General features: G+C 51.3%; 16 protein-coding genes and 1 pseudogene. 12 read left to right on the forward strand and 5 right to left on the reverse strand.

Translation table 11 applies throughout. From position 1 onward, the window contains the following. Positions 1-4: 4 nt before the first annotated feature. Positions 5-769, reverse strand: coding sequence for a ParA family protein (locus tag VB741_RS10870; protein WP_323365196.1), 765 nt, complete (start codon positions 767-769; stop codon positions 5-7). 735 nt (positions 770-1,504) lie between these two features. Between VB741_RS10870 and VB741_RS10875 the strand changes: the two genes are divergently transcribed. From VB741_RS10875 to VB741_RS10885, 3 genes are all read left to right on the forward strand, one after another. Further along, positions 1,505-1,975 (forward strand): hypothetical protein, encoded by a 471-nt coding sequence (locus VB741_RS10875; RefSeq protein WP_323365197.1) that lies wholly within the window; start codon positions 1,505-1,507, stop codon positions 1,973-1,975. A 69-nt stretch (positions 1,976-2,044) separates the two neighbouring features. Then, the gene (locus tag VB741_RS10880; protein ID WP_323365198.1) at positions 2,045-2,398 is read left to right on the forward strand and encodes a hypothetical protein; all 354 of its coding nucleotides are present in this window, start codon (positions 2,045-2,047) and stop codon (positions 2,396-2,398) included. Continuing rightward, a complete protein-coding gene (locus VB741_RS10885) occupies positions 2,328-2,903 on the forward strand; it encodes a hypothetical protein (RefSeq protein WP_323365199.1) in 576 nt (191 codons plus the stop codon). The genes VB741_RS10880 and VB741_RS10885 overlap by 71 nt, the downstream gene beginning before the upstream one ends. A gap of 20 nt (positions 2,904-2,923) precedes the next feature. Here VB741_RS10885 and VB741_RS10890 read toward each other — a convergent pair whose 3' ends face one another. The 3 genes from VB741_RS10890 to VB741_RS10900 all read right to left on the reverse strand — a co-directional run bounded on the left by VB741_RS10890 (position 2,924) and on the right by VB741_RS10900 (position 4,894). Next, positions 2,924-3,355 (reverse strand): hypothetical protein, encoded by a 432-nt coding sequence (locus tag VB741_RS10890; protein ID WP_323365200.1) that lies wholly within the window; start codon positions 3,353-3,355, stop codon positions 2,924-2,926. Beyond that, the gene (locus tag VB741_RS10895) at positions 3,352-4,059 is read right to left on the reverse strand and encodes a DUF433 domain-containing protein (protein WP_323365201.1); all 708 of its coding nucleotides are present in this window, start codon (positions 4,057-4,059) and stop codon (positions 3,352-3,354) included. Before VB741_RS10895 ends, VB741_RS10890 begins: the two co-directional genes overlap by 4 nt. A gap of 244 nt (positions 4,060-4,303) precedes the next feature. Continuing rightward, on the reverse strand, positions 4,304-4,894 hold the full coding sequence (locus VB741_RS10900) for a Uma2 family endonuclease (protein WP_323365202.1): 591 nt from the start codon (positions 4,892-4,894) through the stop codon (positions 4,304-4,306). A 304-nt stretch (positions 4,895-5,198) separates the two neighbouring features. On the opposite strand from VB741_RS10900, the gene VB741_RS10905 reads away from it, so the two are divergent. The 7 genes from VB741_RS10905 (at position 5,199) to VB741_RS10935 (ending at position 13,426) form a co-directional block, all read left to right on the forward strand. Beyond that, on the forward strand, positions 5,199-5,675 hold the full coding sequence (locus tag VB741_RS10905) for a hypothetical protein (RefSeq protein ID WP_323365203.1): 477 nt from the start codon (positions 5,199-5,201) through the stop codon (positions 5,673-5,675). A gap of 4 nt (positions 5,676-5,679) precedes the next feature. Continuing rightward, a complete protein-coding gene (locus VB741_RS10910; protein WP_323365204.1) occupies positions 5,680-6,429 on the forward strand; it encodes a hypothetical protein in 750 nt (249 codons plus the stop codon). A 104-nt stretch (positions 6,430-6,533) separates the two neighbouring features. Further along, the gene (locus VB741_RS10915) at positions 6,534-6,893 is read left to right on the forward strand and encodes a CU044_2847 family protein (RefSeq protein ID WP_323365205.1); all 360 of its coding nucleotides are present in this window, start codon (positions 6,534-6,536) and stop codon (positions 6,891-6,893) included. After that, positions 6,894-8,786, forward strand: coding sequence for a VMAP-C domain-containing protein (locus tag VB741_RS10920; protein WP_323365206.1), 1,893 nt, complete (start codon positions 6,894-6,896; stop codon positions 8,784-8,786). It abuts the gene before it with no gap. After that, a complete protein-coding gene (locus tag VB741_RS10925; RefSeq protein WP_323365207.1) occupies positions 8,783-9,826 on the forward strand; it encodes an AAA family ATPase in 1,044 nt (347 codons plus the stop codon). Before VB741_RS10920 ends, VB741_RS10925 begins: the two co-directional genes overlap by 4 nt. Then, entirely contained in the window at positions 9,826-12,531 is a 2,706-nt protein-coding gene (locus VB741_RS10930; protein ID WP_323365208.1) for a formylglycine-generating enzyme family protein, read from the forward strand. The genes VB741_RS10925 and VB741_RS10930 overlap by 1 nt, the downstream gene beginning before the upstream one ends. A gap of 40 nt (positions 12,532-12,571) precedes the next feature. After that, the gene (locus tag VB741_RS10935; protein ID WP_323365209.1) at positions 12,572-13,426 is read left to right on the forward strand and encodes a formylglycine-generating enzyme family protein; all 855 of its coding nucleotides are present in this window, start codon (positions 12,572-12,574) and stop codon (positions 13,424-13,426) included. Between the two features lie 89 nt (positions 13,427-13,515). Here VB741_RS10935 and VB741_RS10940 read toward each other — a convergent pair. After that, a pseudogene (locus tag VB741_RS10940) lies at positions 13,516-14,004 on the reverse strand (RNA-directed DNA polymerase); the annotation flags it as partial. 202 nt (positions 14,005-14,206) lie between these two features. Here VB741_RS10940 and istA point away from each other — a divergent pair. Both istA and VB741_RS10950 read left to right on the forward strand, forming a co-directional pair. Continuing rightward, a complete protein-coding gene (gene istA, locus VB741_RS10945) occupies positions 14,207-15,721 on the forward strand; it encodes an IS21 family transposase (RefSeq protein ID WP_323365211.1) in 1,515 nt (504 codons plus the stop codon). A gap of 24 nt (positions 15,722-15,745) precedes the next feature. After that, on the forward strand, positions 15,746-16,154 hold a 409-nt coding region (locus VB741_RS10950; protein WP_323365212.1), incomplete at its 3' end, for an ATP-binding protein.

Consider the following 16,154-nt stretch of genomic DNA (forward strand, 5'->3'; position numbering starts at 1 on the left):
TCACCTACGCCTGCCTCAATAACTCAATAATCTGGTGCAGCGGATATTCCAAGTCAGCATGGCCCATCTCCGACAGCAACCGCCCCAACCGAATCGCCTGCTTATATCGCTCACTTTCTAAAATCGAAGGTAAAACCGGGATATGACCGGCTACCTGCCGCATGGCTGAGATCGCTTCCCGACTATCCGTCGCTTGCGAGCGGCCAAACCACTTATCCCGAAACGGCAGCACCCCCAACACCTGCCCCCTAAACGCCCGAATCGCCCGCAACTCCTCCAGCAAGTCCAGGCTGAGCAGTAACGAATTTACCCCCTTCGTCGAAGCCTCCGCCGGTATCAACACCAGGTCAGACGCCCCTACCACCGACAGACAAATCTGCGTACGCTGAGGTGGTGAATCAATCACACAATAGTCAAACAACGCTGCCATTGTTTCCAGGCAATAGCGCAACGCCAGCGCTCCCATGCCACTGGTAGCCAAATATTCCTGCACCTTGTGCAGTCCCTCATCAGCCGGTATCAAGTACAGATTCTCGTAAGCCAGCGGATAAATCCCATCCGCCATTTCTACCTGCCGCTTCAAAACCTCCAGCAGCGTCGGCACATCCGGCTGCACCTCATGGCCCAGATAAAACGTCAAATTCGCCTGGGGGTCAGCATCCACCATCAGCACTCGATAACCCTGATGCGCCAGCAATCGGCCCAACAGCAACGCACTTGATGTCTTTCCCTGTCCCCCCGATAGAGATAGACAGCTCAATGTCTTCATAGCACTTGATTCCAGTGCGTTTTTTCAAAGCTGTCTCAACTACTGAATGTTTTGACCGAGGCGGGAACAGACATGCAGACATTAAAACTGCTGAATCATAAGACGTCAATACGTTCTGACGTCAACATTTAAACATGTACGGCTTTTACACTTTCGAAATTCAGCTATTTCCGACAGGCCTAGCACTATGATTTTTGGCTAATTTTGAGGTTTAAACCCATTAGCAAGCTGGATTTTAGATAGTCAGGATAACTATACAAAGATTGATTTTGGTGGTGAGCGTAACAATCTACTTTCTGACACTATTTAGTGGTTAATTTTTCGCAATCTGTTGTGGTCATTTTTTGATTTTAGATATATAAGCAGCTCGATACGAATAGCCATTTTCATGAAGGGCTCAATATCGTGATTAATATCCCAAAAGGTTAAGGATTAAGACCCTAAACCCATTTTTTGCCTAGCCTGAAAGGCAAGGTTTATCGCTTTATGTGTCTGTATCTACAGGTGTTGACAGTCAGTTTTCAATTGCTATATTGAATAAAACCTGTGGATGACTGATACATTCAATCGCTCTTTTAAGTTCCTGTAAATCGCTTCATACTGATCTGATTTTAGGAAGTCTAAATGATCAGTCATGCTCAGAAAAGATGGCCTAGCAAATTAAATAAAAGAATCCGATTTATCAATTGGGTTTCTAACAGAAACCTACAATCTCCGATTGTGCTTTTGACAGCGATGTCTGTCTGCTTTCTCTGGGTGGATGCGCTCCTGCATAGTCTGATGTGGCTGCCGACATTCACCGTCGTTTTGGGCAGCAGTTTTACCTGGCGCAGGGCATTTACCCACCGATATCCCATGGCTAGACCGCGTATCCGGCGTCGGAATTTTCGTGCCAGAGTCCTGCTGGCAATGGGTCTGGGACTATTGATATCCATGACCTTGATGGCCCACCCGGCCCAGGCTCAGTTCTTTGGTGATGCTGAGAGCTGGATGCAGACCAACTTCGGGGCTGACACAGGCGACGCCATTCCATTGGTCTTTAACGTGCTGCGAGGGCTATTTCTACTGTATGTCGGTATTTCTCTGGTGCGGGTGATCAACTCCGCCCGTCAAGATGAGGATTGGCAGACGATTGCGCGGACGCCCCTAATCATCATTATTGCAGTCACCGCTGGTGACATTCTCACAACTCTAATTACCGGTTAACGCTTGCATAGTGCTGATTGTCGCTCAGGGTGCAGAGCCAATCGTACTTTCAGGGATGCTTGAGCGGTTATGCCATCCAAGTTTCGTCCAGTCAATACCATTCTGGGGTCTCAACCCCGTCTGGGACCCATTCCTGCCGATCAGATCATTCCCTGGTTTTGCATTACCGGGGCAGCGTATCTGATGGGGCGCGGGTTCAACTTGAGCTGGGTGTCGATTGGGTTTATTACCGCCTGGGGCGTGTCTACCTGGTGGATTCTCACCGGGGGCAAAAGCTGGAAGTTTACGGCCAAATTTGTGCCGACTCCCACCTGGAGTCGGGGCTATGCCCGATATCTGAGGTTTACCAGCGATGAAACAGAAAATTGGCAAACACCGGCTAAAACTCGGCAATCAATTCGTCGGTTCACTCACACCATTTGAGGATGCCCTACATCTGGCGGCGTTGCTGCGGATCGAACTGCGGGGGCGGCAAGTGGGTGCTTACGTCCTGGCCAAAGGGAAGAATCGTGAGCATTTGTGCTTCGTCTTTGGCTTTGACTGCAAGGGTATCCATAACACCCTGACAGACGAGCAGGTGGAAACGGGGTTCAGTCAGCTGGAGTCAGGGTTAAAGGATTTGCCTGGCAATGAGCGCCTGACGCTACATCCAACAATTCCAAATTCGGAACGAGTTTGCGTCGTTTCAGACGATGAAGTCTCCTCTATAGAGCTTGATCTAAACGAGAAATCAATGGTTTCAGATGTCTTTAAGTTGGAATTTAGAACTGCTGTTATTTTTAACTTATGCTTGTACCCAGCTCTAGATTGGCTCTCTCCTGCGAACCATCCTTTAAAGTCAGCACCATTACGACTGACTGTTCCGGAACGATCAGCCGGTACTCAGGGCTCTCACGCGACTCATACTGAATCACGCTTTTCCTCATAGTTAAACTTTCTGCTCAAACTCTAGCGAGATTTCAGCAACTTCAGTAATTGAGTTCTCGATTGCCATCCCCGAACAAGCCCTCGCTTATAAACCTTGGCAATGAAGGGCTGAGAATTACCCTGGGAAAAACGTTGCATGCTAGACAATGCCGCCGCAAAAATGTCTGCCATTTCTGGCCCCGTCAAATTAGCCGAGTAAAGCACAAAAACTCGTGCACCAGAAGCCGCTACTGCCATTTGTTCCAACACCCTACGACCAATGGCATCATCTTTGGTCAAAATAAGCCATCCACGTTTCCCAACGACGGGTAGCCATTCAACATCCAAAGCCTCGGGAGGAAAATGATCGTCATGGATTTCCACCGTTGCCCCAGCCTTACGCAGAGTTTCCGCAATGGCCCTTCTGCCCAAAGCCCGATCAACAAAGAAAACTGGCTTATTCTTTTTACTCACGCTGCCTTAGACAACGTCAATTCATAGCGCAGCACTTCCTCCAGTTGCTGACGGCTAAATCCATAATCATCCGCCAGAGACTCCATATCTTCACCAGCCCTGAATCGGTCAATAATCACATCAGCAGGAATGCCTGTATTGATGACCACAGGCCGACCAAACGAAATACGCGGGTCAATAACCAGCACCCGAGGAGCATCAGCCTTCTGTACCTGGATCAACGGAAATAGTCGCTGCGCCAACCCTTCTTCATCCCACTCAATCCGCTCCAGCAAATGCTGTAGGATCTTTTGCATCGCCAGTTGCCCATCCCTGGAAGCATTAATCAACTTACCGACCGACTCAACAAACAGATCCATACCATCAGTCTGAAATTGAACACGGGCAAGGGGATGAGGTAACCCAAACTTTTGCTCCACATAATCCAGAGCGGTGCGCACTTTATCCAGACGCACCTGATAATCCTGACGAATCACCCTTAAAACGTGAGCTTCCACCAGGTTAGTAAACGAAAGCTGTGAACTATTAGGATCTGGCAAGGAGATCAACGGTTCAAAATACTTCGTGCCACCAGCCGTTGGATATGACCGGCCATGTAACCATGACCCTAGCGTCCTTCTTGGAATCGTTAGGTAGCGCGCTGCATCAGCAACTGTATAAGTTGCCACGTTGCGGATATCTACCTGGTCATAGGTAAAGGTCATAAACCTAGAGCTAAATCTATCTGAAACTTACACTACATCTTATATATCGACTACCACACACCTTAGCGGATTCACCTAAGTGCAGGCTACTCCGCCATGGCAATGATCGCCCAATCGAGACTAATACGAATGTTCTCTAATTAATGTGCTCGGCTAAAGACGTCGCCAATATTAACAGTGGCTTCGCTGACGGAATATGGCAGTAATTCTTGACATCCCTGCAAAGTCCCAAGGCACTGATGGCTTATTCAGGTGGGTTCAAGACCTGTTCAACAGTCAGGGCAAAATCTGGAAATGTAGAAGAAACGATGCGATCGCTACCGCTAAAAATAGCTTCCTGATACGAACCATCCTTTAAAGTCAGCACCAGCACGACTTGCTTCTCCGGGTCTATCAGCCAATATTCTGGGATTTCCCGCGCCTCATACTGATCACGCTTTTCCTCATAGTCGCGATCTCGATTGACCTTCCCTGGACTAACCACCTCTACAACCAACACGGGCGGCGGCATATCCAACCGAATCGTCAGTCGTTTCTGAGTCAGATCAATATGCTCCGGTCGCAGAATGACTAAATCAGGAAACCGATTACGAGTCTGTTTTGGCGTCAGAACAGGCACCTCCAGCTCACAACTATAGCGATGGGTGAGCCGAGGCTTAATCAATCCCGCATTAATGAAATAGAGCTGGAGCGCAAACGAAAGCCATGCATTCAATTCAGACTCCGTTGGCATTTCCACCAGCACTCCATCAATCCACTCATAACGACTATCCGTCCCATCGTCATAGGCCAGATAGTCTTCAAAAGTCATCCTAGATTTAGCTTCAGTAGGCATAGGATTTACCCTCAGGATTAAGTCCTGACTCCATTTGAACCGTAGCTATCCGCTCACTGCCGAGCATCGAATAGGTACATTTATTCTATAGCCGGTATCATACGGCAGCCATCATGACGGCGTGGTGCAAAACGAGATGACACTTTTTTGCCAATTTCAGTATTGGTTAGAACTCTGGGGATTTCAGCGTTTCTAACAACCCTAATCAGAAACACCGATGGAAGCCAGGTCATCACTGTCATGAGGGCCTAATTTGTCATGTGAGGGTTACCCGAAAACGGCTACTTTTGCACCATGCCCCAACTTGCGTGAATACGAAGCATGGCAATCGGTGCAGCAGCAAATAGACACGCTTCCGCCGCCGCCTCCCCCAGAACAGCCAGGGCTGGAAGATGTAGACGTAGCGGCGAGGTTGGCCCGCTACCAGAGTCAGTGGGCCGTAGTGGCGATGCGTAAAGGGATACAAAATGCGATCGCAACCCATCCTGAATGGACTATCGATATCGGGCCTGACGGACCCCGCTGGCAACCAACCCCCCCAGAACACAGTTCTGAGCAACCACCGGAGCCAGAACCCGACGTATCGACGGTATTGCATCGTGTCAAAAACGCGAGTTCCCAAGGGGAAGGCTCCGCCAACGCAACCCACAGCCCGATCAGTTCGCAGCTGCAGGCCGACGCTGAACGATGCCGTATCGATATCCCCATGCTTCAGGCAGAATGGGAATTAGCGGCCAGCCCACCGGGCAATGCTGTGGACGTCATGCGCCAGGCGGGATAATGCTATGCCAATGGATCGCAGCCTCTACCCTGAAAACTGGGATGAGCTAGCCCTACAAATCAAAACCGAGGCGGGTTGGCGTTGCACCGAATGTGGCCGCCCCTGCCGCCAGCCTGGGGAAGCCGTCAGCGCCCTATACGAGCGGCTGCCAGATATCTGGAAACCCTTATGGTGGGAGACGATTGGCGATATTCGAGAGCCGAGACCAGGACGATTTAAGCTGACGGTGGCGCATCTAGATCACGTCCCCCAGAACTGCGATCGCACCAACCTAAAAGCCCTCTGTGCCCCCTGCCATGGCACCTATGACCTCAAGCAAATGGGTCGTAAGCGTGTGCTCAAGGCCGAACGCCATGGGCAGCTGCGGACGGATGACATCCTAAACGGGGCACAGCTGGCGTTATTGCCGGAGCCGGTGGTCTATCAACGCCTAGATCCGCGTTCTGGGGGAAAGCGGACGATGGTGCCTAAGCCGCTGGATTCTGCGGGGAATCGGCGAAAGCATCGGGCTCCTGGTCATGCCTCTGGCTGGATTGAGGAGCGGATGGGGAACCGAAAGCGGCAGAATCCCAGCGTGAGCCATTACTATCGGTGGGATAGCCCCAAAGGCCGGGTGAGCGAGTATATACGGGCGAGTAAGCTGGCGCGGGTGGTGCAGATGATTGAGGCGGAGCGGCCTGCGTTGGAGGTGTTGCGGGTGGTGGTTGAAGGAAAGCGAAAGGTTTCAGGAGTTTCAGCGGAATTGTTGAGGTGAGGGTCGATACCCATCATTTCCACAAATATCCTGGACTTTTCCGAATCTTTAGAGCAATCATTGTTGATATTGAAGTAGGAATGCCTGGAAAATCATCAGCTGCTATGGAAAAAGAACTGGCCCAGTTTAAGCTTAGCGACGAAGACGATATGACGTTTCTGGTTGAGGTAGATCGGCCCCCGGTCACGAGTGGCCGGGGCTCAGGGGTGCAACGGGTAGCTGTACCCGGCACCAATCAACTTGTCATTGAAGCCAGTCAATCCCTTGAAGCAGCCCTAAACCAGGTGCGACCCGTTATCTCTGAGGTGGTTTCCCAAATGAAATCCGGACTCACAACCCCAGCCGATGCCGTAGAAGTGACCTTTGGTTTGAAGCTAGCGGCTGAAGCGGGTGTTGTTTTCGGTTCTGTTGGCGGCGAGGTGACCTTTGAAGTCACCCTCAAGTGGTCCAAAGATCAGGGTTAAATGACAGCGTTTAACTTAGATACAGCTCTCAAGCCAATTATTAAGATCTATCGTGCTGATTCAGCGCAGATAGTCGGTACTGGCTTTTGGTTAGGTGGTCGTTATCTGCTTACCTGTGCCCATGTGGTGGTTAAAGCACTGAATATTAGGGATCACACAGAATCTCGAAATCAAATTATTCAGCTCGTTTTTGATGGAGCTGACGATTCTCAGAAGTTATCAGCCAAGGTCATTAATTGCCAATTTACGGATAACGAAGGTGGCCAGGATACAGCCGTTTTGCAATTGTTGGACCCTGTTAGATTAGATCGCCTTCCTGTTCAACCTGCAATAAATTTTCAAGGCTATCGAGACATTATTGTCGAAGCCTATGGCTATGCCGATGGTAATGCTGCTGGTCGTAATATCACTGCGACTACTCGCGGCACGACCACTGCCTGTCCTATGACCAACTGGGTTCAAATAGAAGTTTCCCAGACCATTGGTACTACGGTCCGAGGGGGGCTTAGCGGATCCCCAGTTTGGTATCAGCAGCGCTGTGTCGGCATGATTGTGGCTCGAGATGACCTCCAGCCAGAAGATCGCCTCGCCTTCATGATTCCCGTAGAGCACCTCCGCCCTGCTCTGCGGATCATTCAGCGTGAACGGTTACACGATATCCTCCATCCCGTTTTTTTTGCGCTCCAAAGTTCAATCGAGACTGCCTACCAGTTGTGCCGTTCTAAAAATGCCCTAACCCTTTCTCAACAGGGGCTAGCGAATATTCTCGATGATCTTGCAGACATGAGTTCAGGGGCCGTCCAACCTTCAGATGAAGGACAACCTCCTGACAAGCTAGTGCAGTTTGTCGCAGCATTGCTTAACCGTTCAGAGCCCCGTCAACTTGATGGTTTGGAAATTCATCTGACTACCTGGGCTAATCACTATACCCAAAACTTTAATGCTATACGCATCCACATGGGTGATCTGGCCCTTTCCGAAAGCAATAAGGCCATTGCTCCCAATCATCCCGTTTTACTTATCAGGGTTCAACCTGACGACGATTCTGACTGTTTAGATGTTCGTGCTTGGCTCATTCCAGACCCTGCGAAGTACGATCCATTCACCAGTGATGACGGTGCCCAAATTCTAGCGGTTTGCGATGTGATAACAGGCTCTGCTGTTGCTTCAGAAGAGTCAGAGTCCTCTCCCAGCCAAGGTGTTAGCTCGCAAGACTTACCCAGGTTGATCGCCACCTATCTAGATCAGGTGGGGCAGGTGGGTATTAATCCAGCTGATTTAACCGTAGAGCTATTGTTACCGTTTTCCTTGTTAGACGCTCCTGCCGAGCGATTTCCCATGCTTTATGAGGGACTGGCGGAAGAGATGGCAGAGCCGTTGGGTATCGGCTCCGATTACTGTTCCCAAGTGATTGTACGTTCCCAAGATCGTCTTTTTCAACCACGGGCAATTCCCCGGTGGAAGCAAAAATGGGCTCAGGTGCAAGCTAATGATCAAACCCCTGCCAGTCAGGTATTGATTGGCAAAACTAAAACCATTCGGCGTGATATCAAATCACCAAATGTGCTCGGTCTGAAGTTAACATCATCCCCTGATTTGACCAATGCTGGAGACATTGCCCTATTGATTGTGTCGGGGACTCCTCTGGCTGTGTGGGTACGCAAAAATCAAGCTCAGCAAAACTGGGAGCATCTGCTAGAGACCGCTATCCTAAATACCCATCTTAACGAAGTCCCTCAGCGAGTTCTGACCCAGCGACGTGCCGCTCCTGAGCCGATTAACGAGGCCGATTGCACCACATCTTCTGAACTGGGGTATCATCTAGCCCTCCTATGGGACAATCCTTACCATGTGCCCCCCGATCAGTACTTAACAAGCGAGTCGTTATCATGACCAACTGGGAAATTTATAAGGGAACCGGAGAGCCCCATAATGACTTAGATCGCTTGCCAGCTCCACCAGGTTGGCGGGCATTTCAAGATGTTAGTCAATATCAGCAGCAAAAGGGCACGACGTTTAAGGCTCATCCTGAGCAAATTCAGTTGGTCAATGCGGCATTGTATCTGCGACGTCCCTTATTGATAACTGGCAAGCCAGGCACAGGCAAAACCTCTCTAGCCTATGCGGTAGCTCATGAGCTCCAGCTCGGTGAGGTACTCTATTGGCCAATCACCACTCGCGCAACCCTTAAGCAAGGGCTCTACAGCTATGATGCCATTGGGCGTTTACAAGATTCCCAGTATAAAAAGCAATCTACAAATCAGTCTAATCAGCAGCAGCAGTCTTCTTCCACTCCAGATAAGGATCTTGCCTCAGAGCTTAAATCCATTGGTAAATACGTTCGCCTGGGGCCTTTAGGAACTGCATTACTGCCTTTGCCTGACGATCGCCTTAAGCGACCCCGCGTGTTATTGATTGATGAAATCGATAAAAGCGACATTGACCTACCCAATGATTTGCTCCATACCTTTGAGGAAGGCCGTTATCGCATTGACGAACTAGAACGCATCAAAGAAGTGCTGTCTGAGGTTGAGGTGAGTACGTCCTATACACGGTCTAATGAAACGGCCACCATTACAAATGGTCAAGTGCAGTGCAATGCATTTCCCTTTATTATTCTGACGAGTAATGGTGAGCGGGATTTTCCTCCACCCTTTTTACGTCGGTGTATTCGCCTCGATATGGGTGAGCCCAGCCCCAAAGAGTTGGCCGATATCGTGAAGCGTCATCTATTGAAATTAGACAAAGATGTCTTAACGAAGGCTCAACCTATCATTGATACCTTTGTTGAGAAACGAGGTCGAGAAGAACTCGCCACCGATCAGTTGTTAAATGCCATCTATCTCTTTTTGCAAGAGGGTAACCCCATGGAGGCAACTGATGGCGATCTAATAGAAAAAATCCTAAAACCCCTATCGGGATCAGGGGTATAGTGACCCAGGGTGCATCGGTTAACTTAGCAACGCTCATTGCTCGTCTTAAACAGGCCGGTGTTGATTGGGATGGCGAAAATATTGCTGATCTGTTGTGGTTGGTTCCGTTTATTGATGCTCCTGCAGGTGCGTCTGTCACCGAAAAAGAGACTGTCAATACGCAAGAAACGGTCCAAACCGAAATAGATAATACAGCGCCTAGCCCACTCTTTGAGGGCGAGCCTGATCTCTCTCTGACTCAGTCGCTACCGCCCCAGACAACTCAGCCCCAATCGGTCCAACGTGGTATTGCCTTTCAAACACCAACGTCACCTTCTCTACGCAGAACCCTGGCTCTAGGGCGGTCGTTACGCCCTCTCATGCGACGAGTTGATTCTTACACCCAGATGGAGCTAGACGAAGATGCTACTGCTGAGCAGACGGCTGAGCAGCAGGTTTGTATGACGGTGGTGCAACCTGCCCGTGAACGCTGGCTGGAACTCGCCCTGGTAATCGAAGATTCTGCGTCTAGCTTCCTATGGCGAGATACGATTCGAGATTTTCGACAAGTCCTGGAGCGCCAGGGCGCTTTTCGCACTATTACCACCTGGTATTTGCAAACCGGTTCATCTGTTAAGTTATTTGCAAACCGTCCAGCTACGTTATCGTGTCCCCGTGACCCCAAAGCGTTAATTGATACATCTGGACGACGGCTGATTTTGGTGGTCAGTGACTGCCTTTCTCCGGCTTGGCGGCAAGGGATACTACAAGCCAATTACTTAAAACTATGGGCAACCCATGGTCCCCTAGCAATTGTACAGATGCTACCCGAACGATTGTGGTCACAAACGATATTGGGTGCCGGGCTGAAGACCTCCTTTTCAGCCCGTTTGCCTGGCGAGGCAAATACCCAGCTAATTCACTACTTGCCCTTGGTCTGGGATGAAGATGATCACGAGGATGATCCGGGGCTCAATCTGCCAGTTATTACTCTAGAACCGTCTGCCATTGCCCAGTGGTCCAGGATGCTGGCAGGGTTTGGCGATGCTCAAGCACCGGGTATTTGGTTTGATGCAAACTGGCAAGAAGCACTGCAAGCAGTGCCTTCCACAGCGAGGTCGCTCAAGTCTAATGACTTGTCTATCAATGACCGTGCCCAGCAGATGGTCAATCGATTTAACAAAACCGCATCTCCTACCGCCCGTGAATTAGCTGCTTTTATGGCACTGGTGCCAGTGGAGTTATCCCTGATTTACATTATTCAGGCTAAGATGTTGCCCCACTCCACACCGCTGCATGTAGCTGAGGTTTTTTTAAGTGGTTTAATTGAGCGCTTAGATGGTAAACAGGTTACGACAGAGCAAGACGCTCTAGTAAAACAGGGGAGTTTATTTTCCACTCAACGTCGCTATGACTTTGTCCCTGGGGTACGTGAGCATCTTACTGAGATAGCCTCTATCTCTGGCTCAGAGACAGTTTTGAATGCGGTTTCTGCTTATATTGGGCAGAAGTTGGGCAAGTCTATTTACACATTTACAGCCTTGTTACTATTACAGGATGAACTGACTGATGCAGGAGAAGAGTTTTTAGAATTTGCCCGCATCGCTAAAAGTGCCTTGCGACGACTAGGGGGAAATTATGCCGCTTGGGTCGATGCCATTGATTCATCTGATTCACAACAAATCGCTGTTCCAGATATTCCCGATCAGACGCTGAAATGGCCCCCTATTCAGGTGCTTGAATTTACCAAAGGTGAATTAATTAGCGCTGATGAGCCATCCGAGGTTACTTTTCCATCCTTCAAAACCGCCACATTCACCATTGCCACCATTACCCTCCCCCAGTCCGGGCTAGACTCCTTTGAATTTCAAACCGGCACCCTAGAACGTCGGCGAACAGGGATTTTACGGCGACAAACCTGGGTGGTAAAAAAAACTCGTGCCCAGGCTCGACGATGGGTTGAGACCCTCTCAGACGACGTGGCTTTAGAGATGGTATGGATTCCAGCAGGCAAGTTTGACATGGGGTCACCCAGAAATGAACCTGAGCGCAGCGCAGCAGAAGGCCCCCAACATGAAGTGGTCGTACCGCAGTGCCTGATGGGCCGTTACCCAGTCACCCAGGCCCAATGGCGAGTGGTGGCTGCGATGCCCCAGGTCAACCAGGAGCTAGCTCCCGACCCATCTACCTTCAAAGGCGATAACCGTCCTGTTGAGGGGGTGTCTTGGCACGAGGCTACCGAGTTCTGTGCTCGACTGGCTGAGCACACCAACCGCCCCTACCGCCTCCCCACCGAAGCCGAATGGGAATACGCCTGCCGAGCCGAGACCACCACACCCTTCCACTTTGGCCTCACCTTGACAACCGAAATCGCCAATTACAATGGCGACTACACCTATGCCGATGGCCCCAAGGGCGAAGACCGCAACGAAACCACCCCGGTAGACCACTTTGATATAGCCAACGCCTTTGGCCTGTGCGACATGCACGGTAACGTCTGGGAGTGGTGCCAGGATCATTGGCATGATAATTACGAAGAGGCTCCTGTTGATGGCAGTGCCTGGCTCACTGAGGATGAAAACGCAAATCGTATCGTCCGCGGGTGCTCCTGGATCTACATTCCTGGGATTTGCCGCTCCGCTTACCGCGACGACAATACGCCCGACTACCGCGACGACCTTATCGGTTTTCGCGTTTGCTGTTCGCCCCCCAGGGCTCTTCAGTAGCCCTTTACCCTCTTTCCCTTTTGCTCTTTGCAGAGAAAATATGCAGGCCCTATCTCTCACCATCAACAAACGTCAGGGACAAAACCAATACTACGAAGAGTCCCTCGCCGCAGACGTCCGTCTCCTTGAAATGATGCTCATCCCCTCCGGCACCTTCCTGATGGGCTCCCCAGGGGGTGAGCTTGAGCGCTTGGAGCGCGAAGGCCCCCAGCATGAGGTGACGGTGTCTCAGTTTTTTATGGCCAGGTACCCAGTCACCCAGGCCCAGTGGCGAGCCGTCGCGGCCATGCCCCAGGTCAACCAGGAGCTAGATCCAGACCCATCTCAATTCAAAGGGGATGACCGGCCTGTCGAGCAAGTATCTTGGCATGACGCGGTGGAGTTTTGCGCACGTTTCTCTGCCCACACGGGGCGCTCCTACCGCCTCCCCACCGAAGCCGAATGGGAATACGCCTGCCGAGCCGGGACCATCACACCCTTCCACTTTGGTGAAACCATCACCACTGATCTGGCCAATTACTGCGGCCAAGATCGAACGATAGGCAATCAGGAATATTCAGGTTCCTACGGCCCTGGCCCCAAGGGCGAATACCGAGAGGAAACCACCCCGGTAGACCACTTTGATATAGCCAACGCCTTTGGCCTGTGCGACATGCACGGTAACGTCTGGGAGTGGTGCCAGGATCATTGGCATGATAATTACGAAGAGGCTCCTGTTGATGGCAGTGCCTGGATAGAGGGCGGAGATTCATCAAGACGCATTCTACGCGGTGGCTCCTGGATCAACTTTCCTTGGAATTGCCGCTCCGCTTACCGCGACAACCTTACGCCCGACTACCGCTACAACGATATCGGTTTTCGCGTTTGCTGTTCGCCCCCCAGGTCTCTTCAGTAGCCCTTTACCCTCTTCCCCTTTTGCACTTTTTCAACAGAATTCAGAAGAGAGAATTCAGAAGATGGAGTGGGCAGCACTACCTGAGGCCATCAAAACTCCATAAACATATCCATATCCTCCCCATCTGGCTCCTGATCCCTGACTCCTGACTCCTCATCTCTCATAAACGTATGCCGTTCAAACACCTTTTGCCGCAGCCGATACGTATCCCCATGTTTTAAATGCGCCTCCCAGCTCTGGAGTCTCTGTACCAAGGGTTCCAGGTCAATCTCCCCCAACCCATACTGCCGCTGCAACGCCTTCAGCCGTCGCCTGGCCCGTCGCACGTTATCATTCCGCACCCGAATCCGATCCGGCAGCACCCGAAACCCCACGAAGTTAGCCCCATACCGCGTCTCAAACAGCTGACTCTTAATGGGATGCATCTTCAGCCGTAGTGTCGCCAAATACCCCTCCATGGCTAACCGAGCATCGGCAAGCCTCGGCCGATCATCCGAGAAGGCCGCAAAATCATCCACGTAGCGCAGATAGCGCTTCAGCTTGAGCTGTCGCTTCACAAAGTGGTCAAAGGGGCTCAGGTTGCAAAATCACGCCTACTTCGGCACCCTATTCACGCTTAACTTCGGCACCTGAATCACGCCCACTTCGGCACCTGAATCACGGGTAACTTCGGCAGGCAAATCACGCCCACTTCGGCACCCGACTACACTGCTTTTTTAAACAGCTGTAGAGGTGGAAAAGCGAAGAATGGGAGCTAAGTCACAAGGAGCAACCTTGCCGATGGAGAAGTTCAGAGAAATTATTCGACTTCATGAGTTAGGCCACAATCAGACCGAAATAGCGCGTAGCTGTAACGTAGCGCGCTCAACCGTCCAAGACTATCTGAGACGTGCTACGGCAAAATCGTTGAGTTACGAGCACCTTCAGCAGCTGAGCGATAGCGAAGCCCAAGCCCTGCTGGGGAAGGGTAAACGAAAACTGACGGCGTCCCCCGAAACGATCTCATACGAGCAGGTCCATCGTGAGCTGGCGAAGAAAGGCGTGACGCTGGCGTTGCTATGGCAGGAAGGCTTGAACACAGGGGAATGGAGCTGTAGCTATGGCAACTTTTGCCGCCGCTACAACAACTGGAAAAAGCGTCATAATCTGTCCATGCGTCAAATCCACACACCTGGCGATAAGCTATTTGTGGATTATTCAGGTCTGACGGTTCCAGTCACCGCCCCGACGACAGGTCAGGTCACTCAGGCAGAGATTTTCGTGGCGTGCTTGGGGGCGAGCAACTACACCTATGCCGAGGCGACCCCCAGTCAGGCGCTATCCCATTGGATAGGGTCGCATCAGCGAGCCTTGGCGTTCTACGGGGGTGTTCCGGCGGCCATCGTGCCCGATAACTTGAAGTCAGGTGTGACGGCTCCTTGCCGGTATGAACCGGGCATCAATCGGAGCTATCACGACTTTGCTGAGCACTATGGTGTGGCCGTGATTCCAGCGAGGGTGAGGAAGCCGAGAGATAAAGCGAAAGTGGAGAAAGCAGTGCAGGAGGTCGAGCGTCAAATCCTCGCCCCCTTGCGTCACCGGCAGTTCACCAGTTTCACTGAACTCAACGACGTTATGGGTGAGTATCTCGCCAAGCTGAACAGCCGCATAATGAAAGGGTATGGGCTGTCGCGTCGAGCCTTGTTTGAGAAAACTGACCAGCCTGAATTGAAGCCGTTACCCATGCATCCCTTTGTCTTTGCCACGTGGAAAACGGCCCGGGTCAATGTGGACTACCACATCGAGGTGGACAAGCATTACTACTCAGTTCCGTATTGGTTTGCACGGCAGTCGGTGACGGTCAAAATGAGCGAACAGTTTGTCGAGGTCTTCTACGACCACCGCCGGATTGCCGCGCATCCGCGTGCGCGTTCCCCCTACCGACACAGCACCTTGCCAGACCATATGCCCCCTGAGCATTGGGCCTACAAGCATCAATCAAAGGACCGGTTTATGGCCTGGGCTGAGCAGATTGGCCCACACACTAAAACCCAGGTCAGTGCCATTTTCGATAAACACGACCATGAAGAACAGGCCTTTCGCTCTATCAAAGGACTCCAGCGGCTAGCCACACACCATGGCCCCCAGCGGCTAGAGTTTGCCTGTCGACGAGCCAATGCGTTTGGCATGACCGGACTCAGACGCCTGAAAGCCATTTTGAAGGCGCATCTCGATGAGGTGCCGGTAGGGGCCGAGGAGTCCGACTCACCGAGTATCGACCACGATAATCTACGCGGCCAGACCTACTACAGCTAATCTCTCCTACGTCTAATCATGACCATGCAACCAACACTCGACCAGCTCAAAGACATGAAGCTCACTGGTTTCCTTGACGCCTGGCAGGAGCAGCAGGCTCAGCCCACCTATCACAATCTCTCGTTTAATGAACGATTGGCACTGCTCGTGGAACGTGAATATCTACGGCGACAGCACCAGCGACAGCAGCGACGCCTGAAGCAGGCCAAGCTCTTTATTGGTGCGGCCATTGCTGATGTTGATTTTGAGGTGCCACGGGGGTTAAGAAAAGCACAGTTCCTCGAATGGGCCCAAGGACAGTGGTTAGCCGACCACCTCAACTTAGTCCTGGTCGGACCCACAGGCACGGGCAAAACATTTTTGAGCTGTGTCTTAGCGGACCATCTGTGTAAACAAGGGCATACGGTGCGCTATCTCAAAACCGCTGAGTTAG

It is taken from the genome of Leptothoe sp. PORK10 BA2 (assembly GCF_034932105.1).
Classification (GTDB): domain Bacteria; phylum Cyanobacteriota; class Cyanobacteriia; order Phormidesmidales; family Phormidesmidaceae; genus Leptothoe.

What these genes read in the sequence shown, in the direction of transcription:
- VB741_RS10895 (WP_323365201.1), bottom strand. Translation starts at nt 4,059, where the DNA reads ATGACCTTTACCTATGACCAGGTAGATATCCGCAACGTGGCAACTTAT.
- VB741_RS10875 (WP_323365197.1), top strand. Translation starts at nt 1,505, where the DNA reads ATGTCTGTCTGCTTTCTCTGGGTGGATGCGCTCCTGCATAGTCTGATG.
- VB741_RS10915 (WP_323365205.1), top strand. Translation starts at nt 6,534, where the DNA reads ATGGAAAAAGAACTGGCCCAGTTTAAGCTTAGCGACGAAGACGATATG.
- VB741_RS10900 (WP_323365202.1), bottom strand. Translation starts at nt 4,894, where the DNA reads ATGCCTACTGAAGCTAAATCTAGGATGACTTTTGAAGACTATCTGGCC.
- VB741_RS10880 (WP_323365198.1), top strand. Translation starts at nt 2,045, where the DNA reads ATGCCATCCAAGTTTCGTCCAGTCAATACCATTCTGGGGTCTCAACCC.
- istA (WP_323365211.1), top strand. Translation starts at nt 14,207, where the DNA reads ATGGAGAAGTTCAGAGAAATTATTCGACTTCATGAGTTAGGCCACAAT.
- VB741_RS10910 (WP_323365204.1), top strand. Translation starts at nt 5,680, where the DNA reads ATGCCAATGGATCGCAGCCTCTACCCTGAAAACTGGGATGAGCTAGCC.
- VB741_RS10870 (WP_323365196.1), bottom strand. Translation starts at nt 769, where the DNA reads ATGAAGACATTGAGCTGTCTATCTCTATCGGGGGGACAGGGAAAGACA.
- VB741_RS10935 (WP_323365209.1), top strand. Translation starts at nt 12,572, where the DNA reads ATGCAGGCCCTATCTCTCACCATCAACAAACGTCAGGGACAAAACCAA.
- VB741_RS10885 (WP_323365199.1), top strand. Translation starts at nt 2,328, where the DNA reads ATGAAACAGAAAATTGGCAAACACCGGCTAAAACTCGGCAATCAATTC.
- VB741_RS10925 (WP_323365207.1), top strand. Translation starts at nt 8,783, where the DNA reads ATGACCAACTGGGAAATTTATAAGGGAACCGGAGAGCCCCATAATGAC.
- VB741_RS10920 (WP_323365206.1), top strand. Translation starts at nt 6,894, where the DNA reads ATGACAGCGTTTAACTTAGATACAGCTCTCAAGCCAATTATTAAGATC.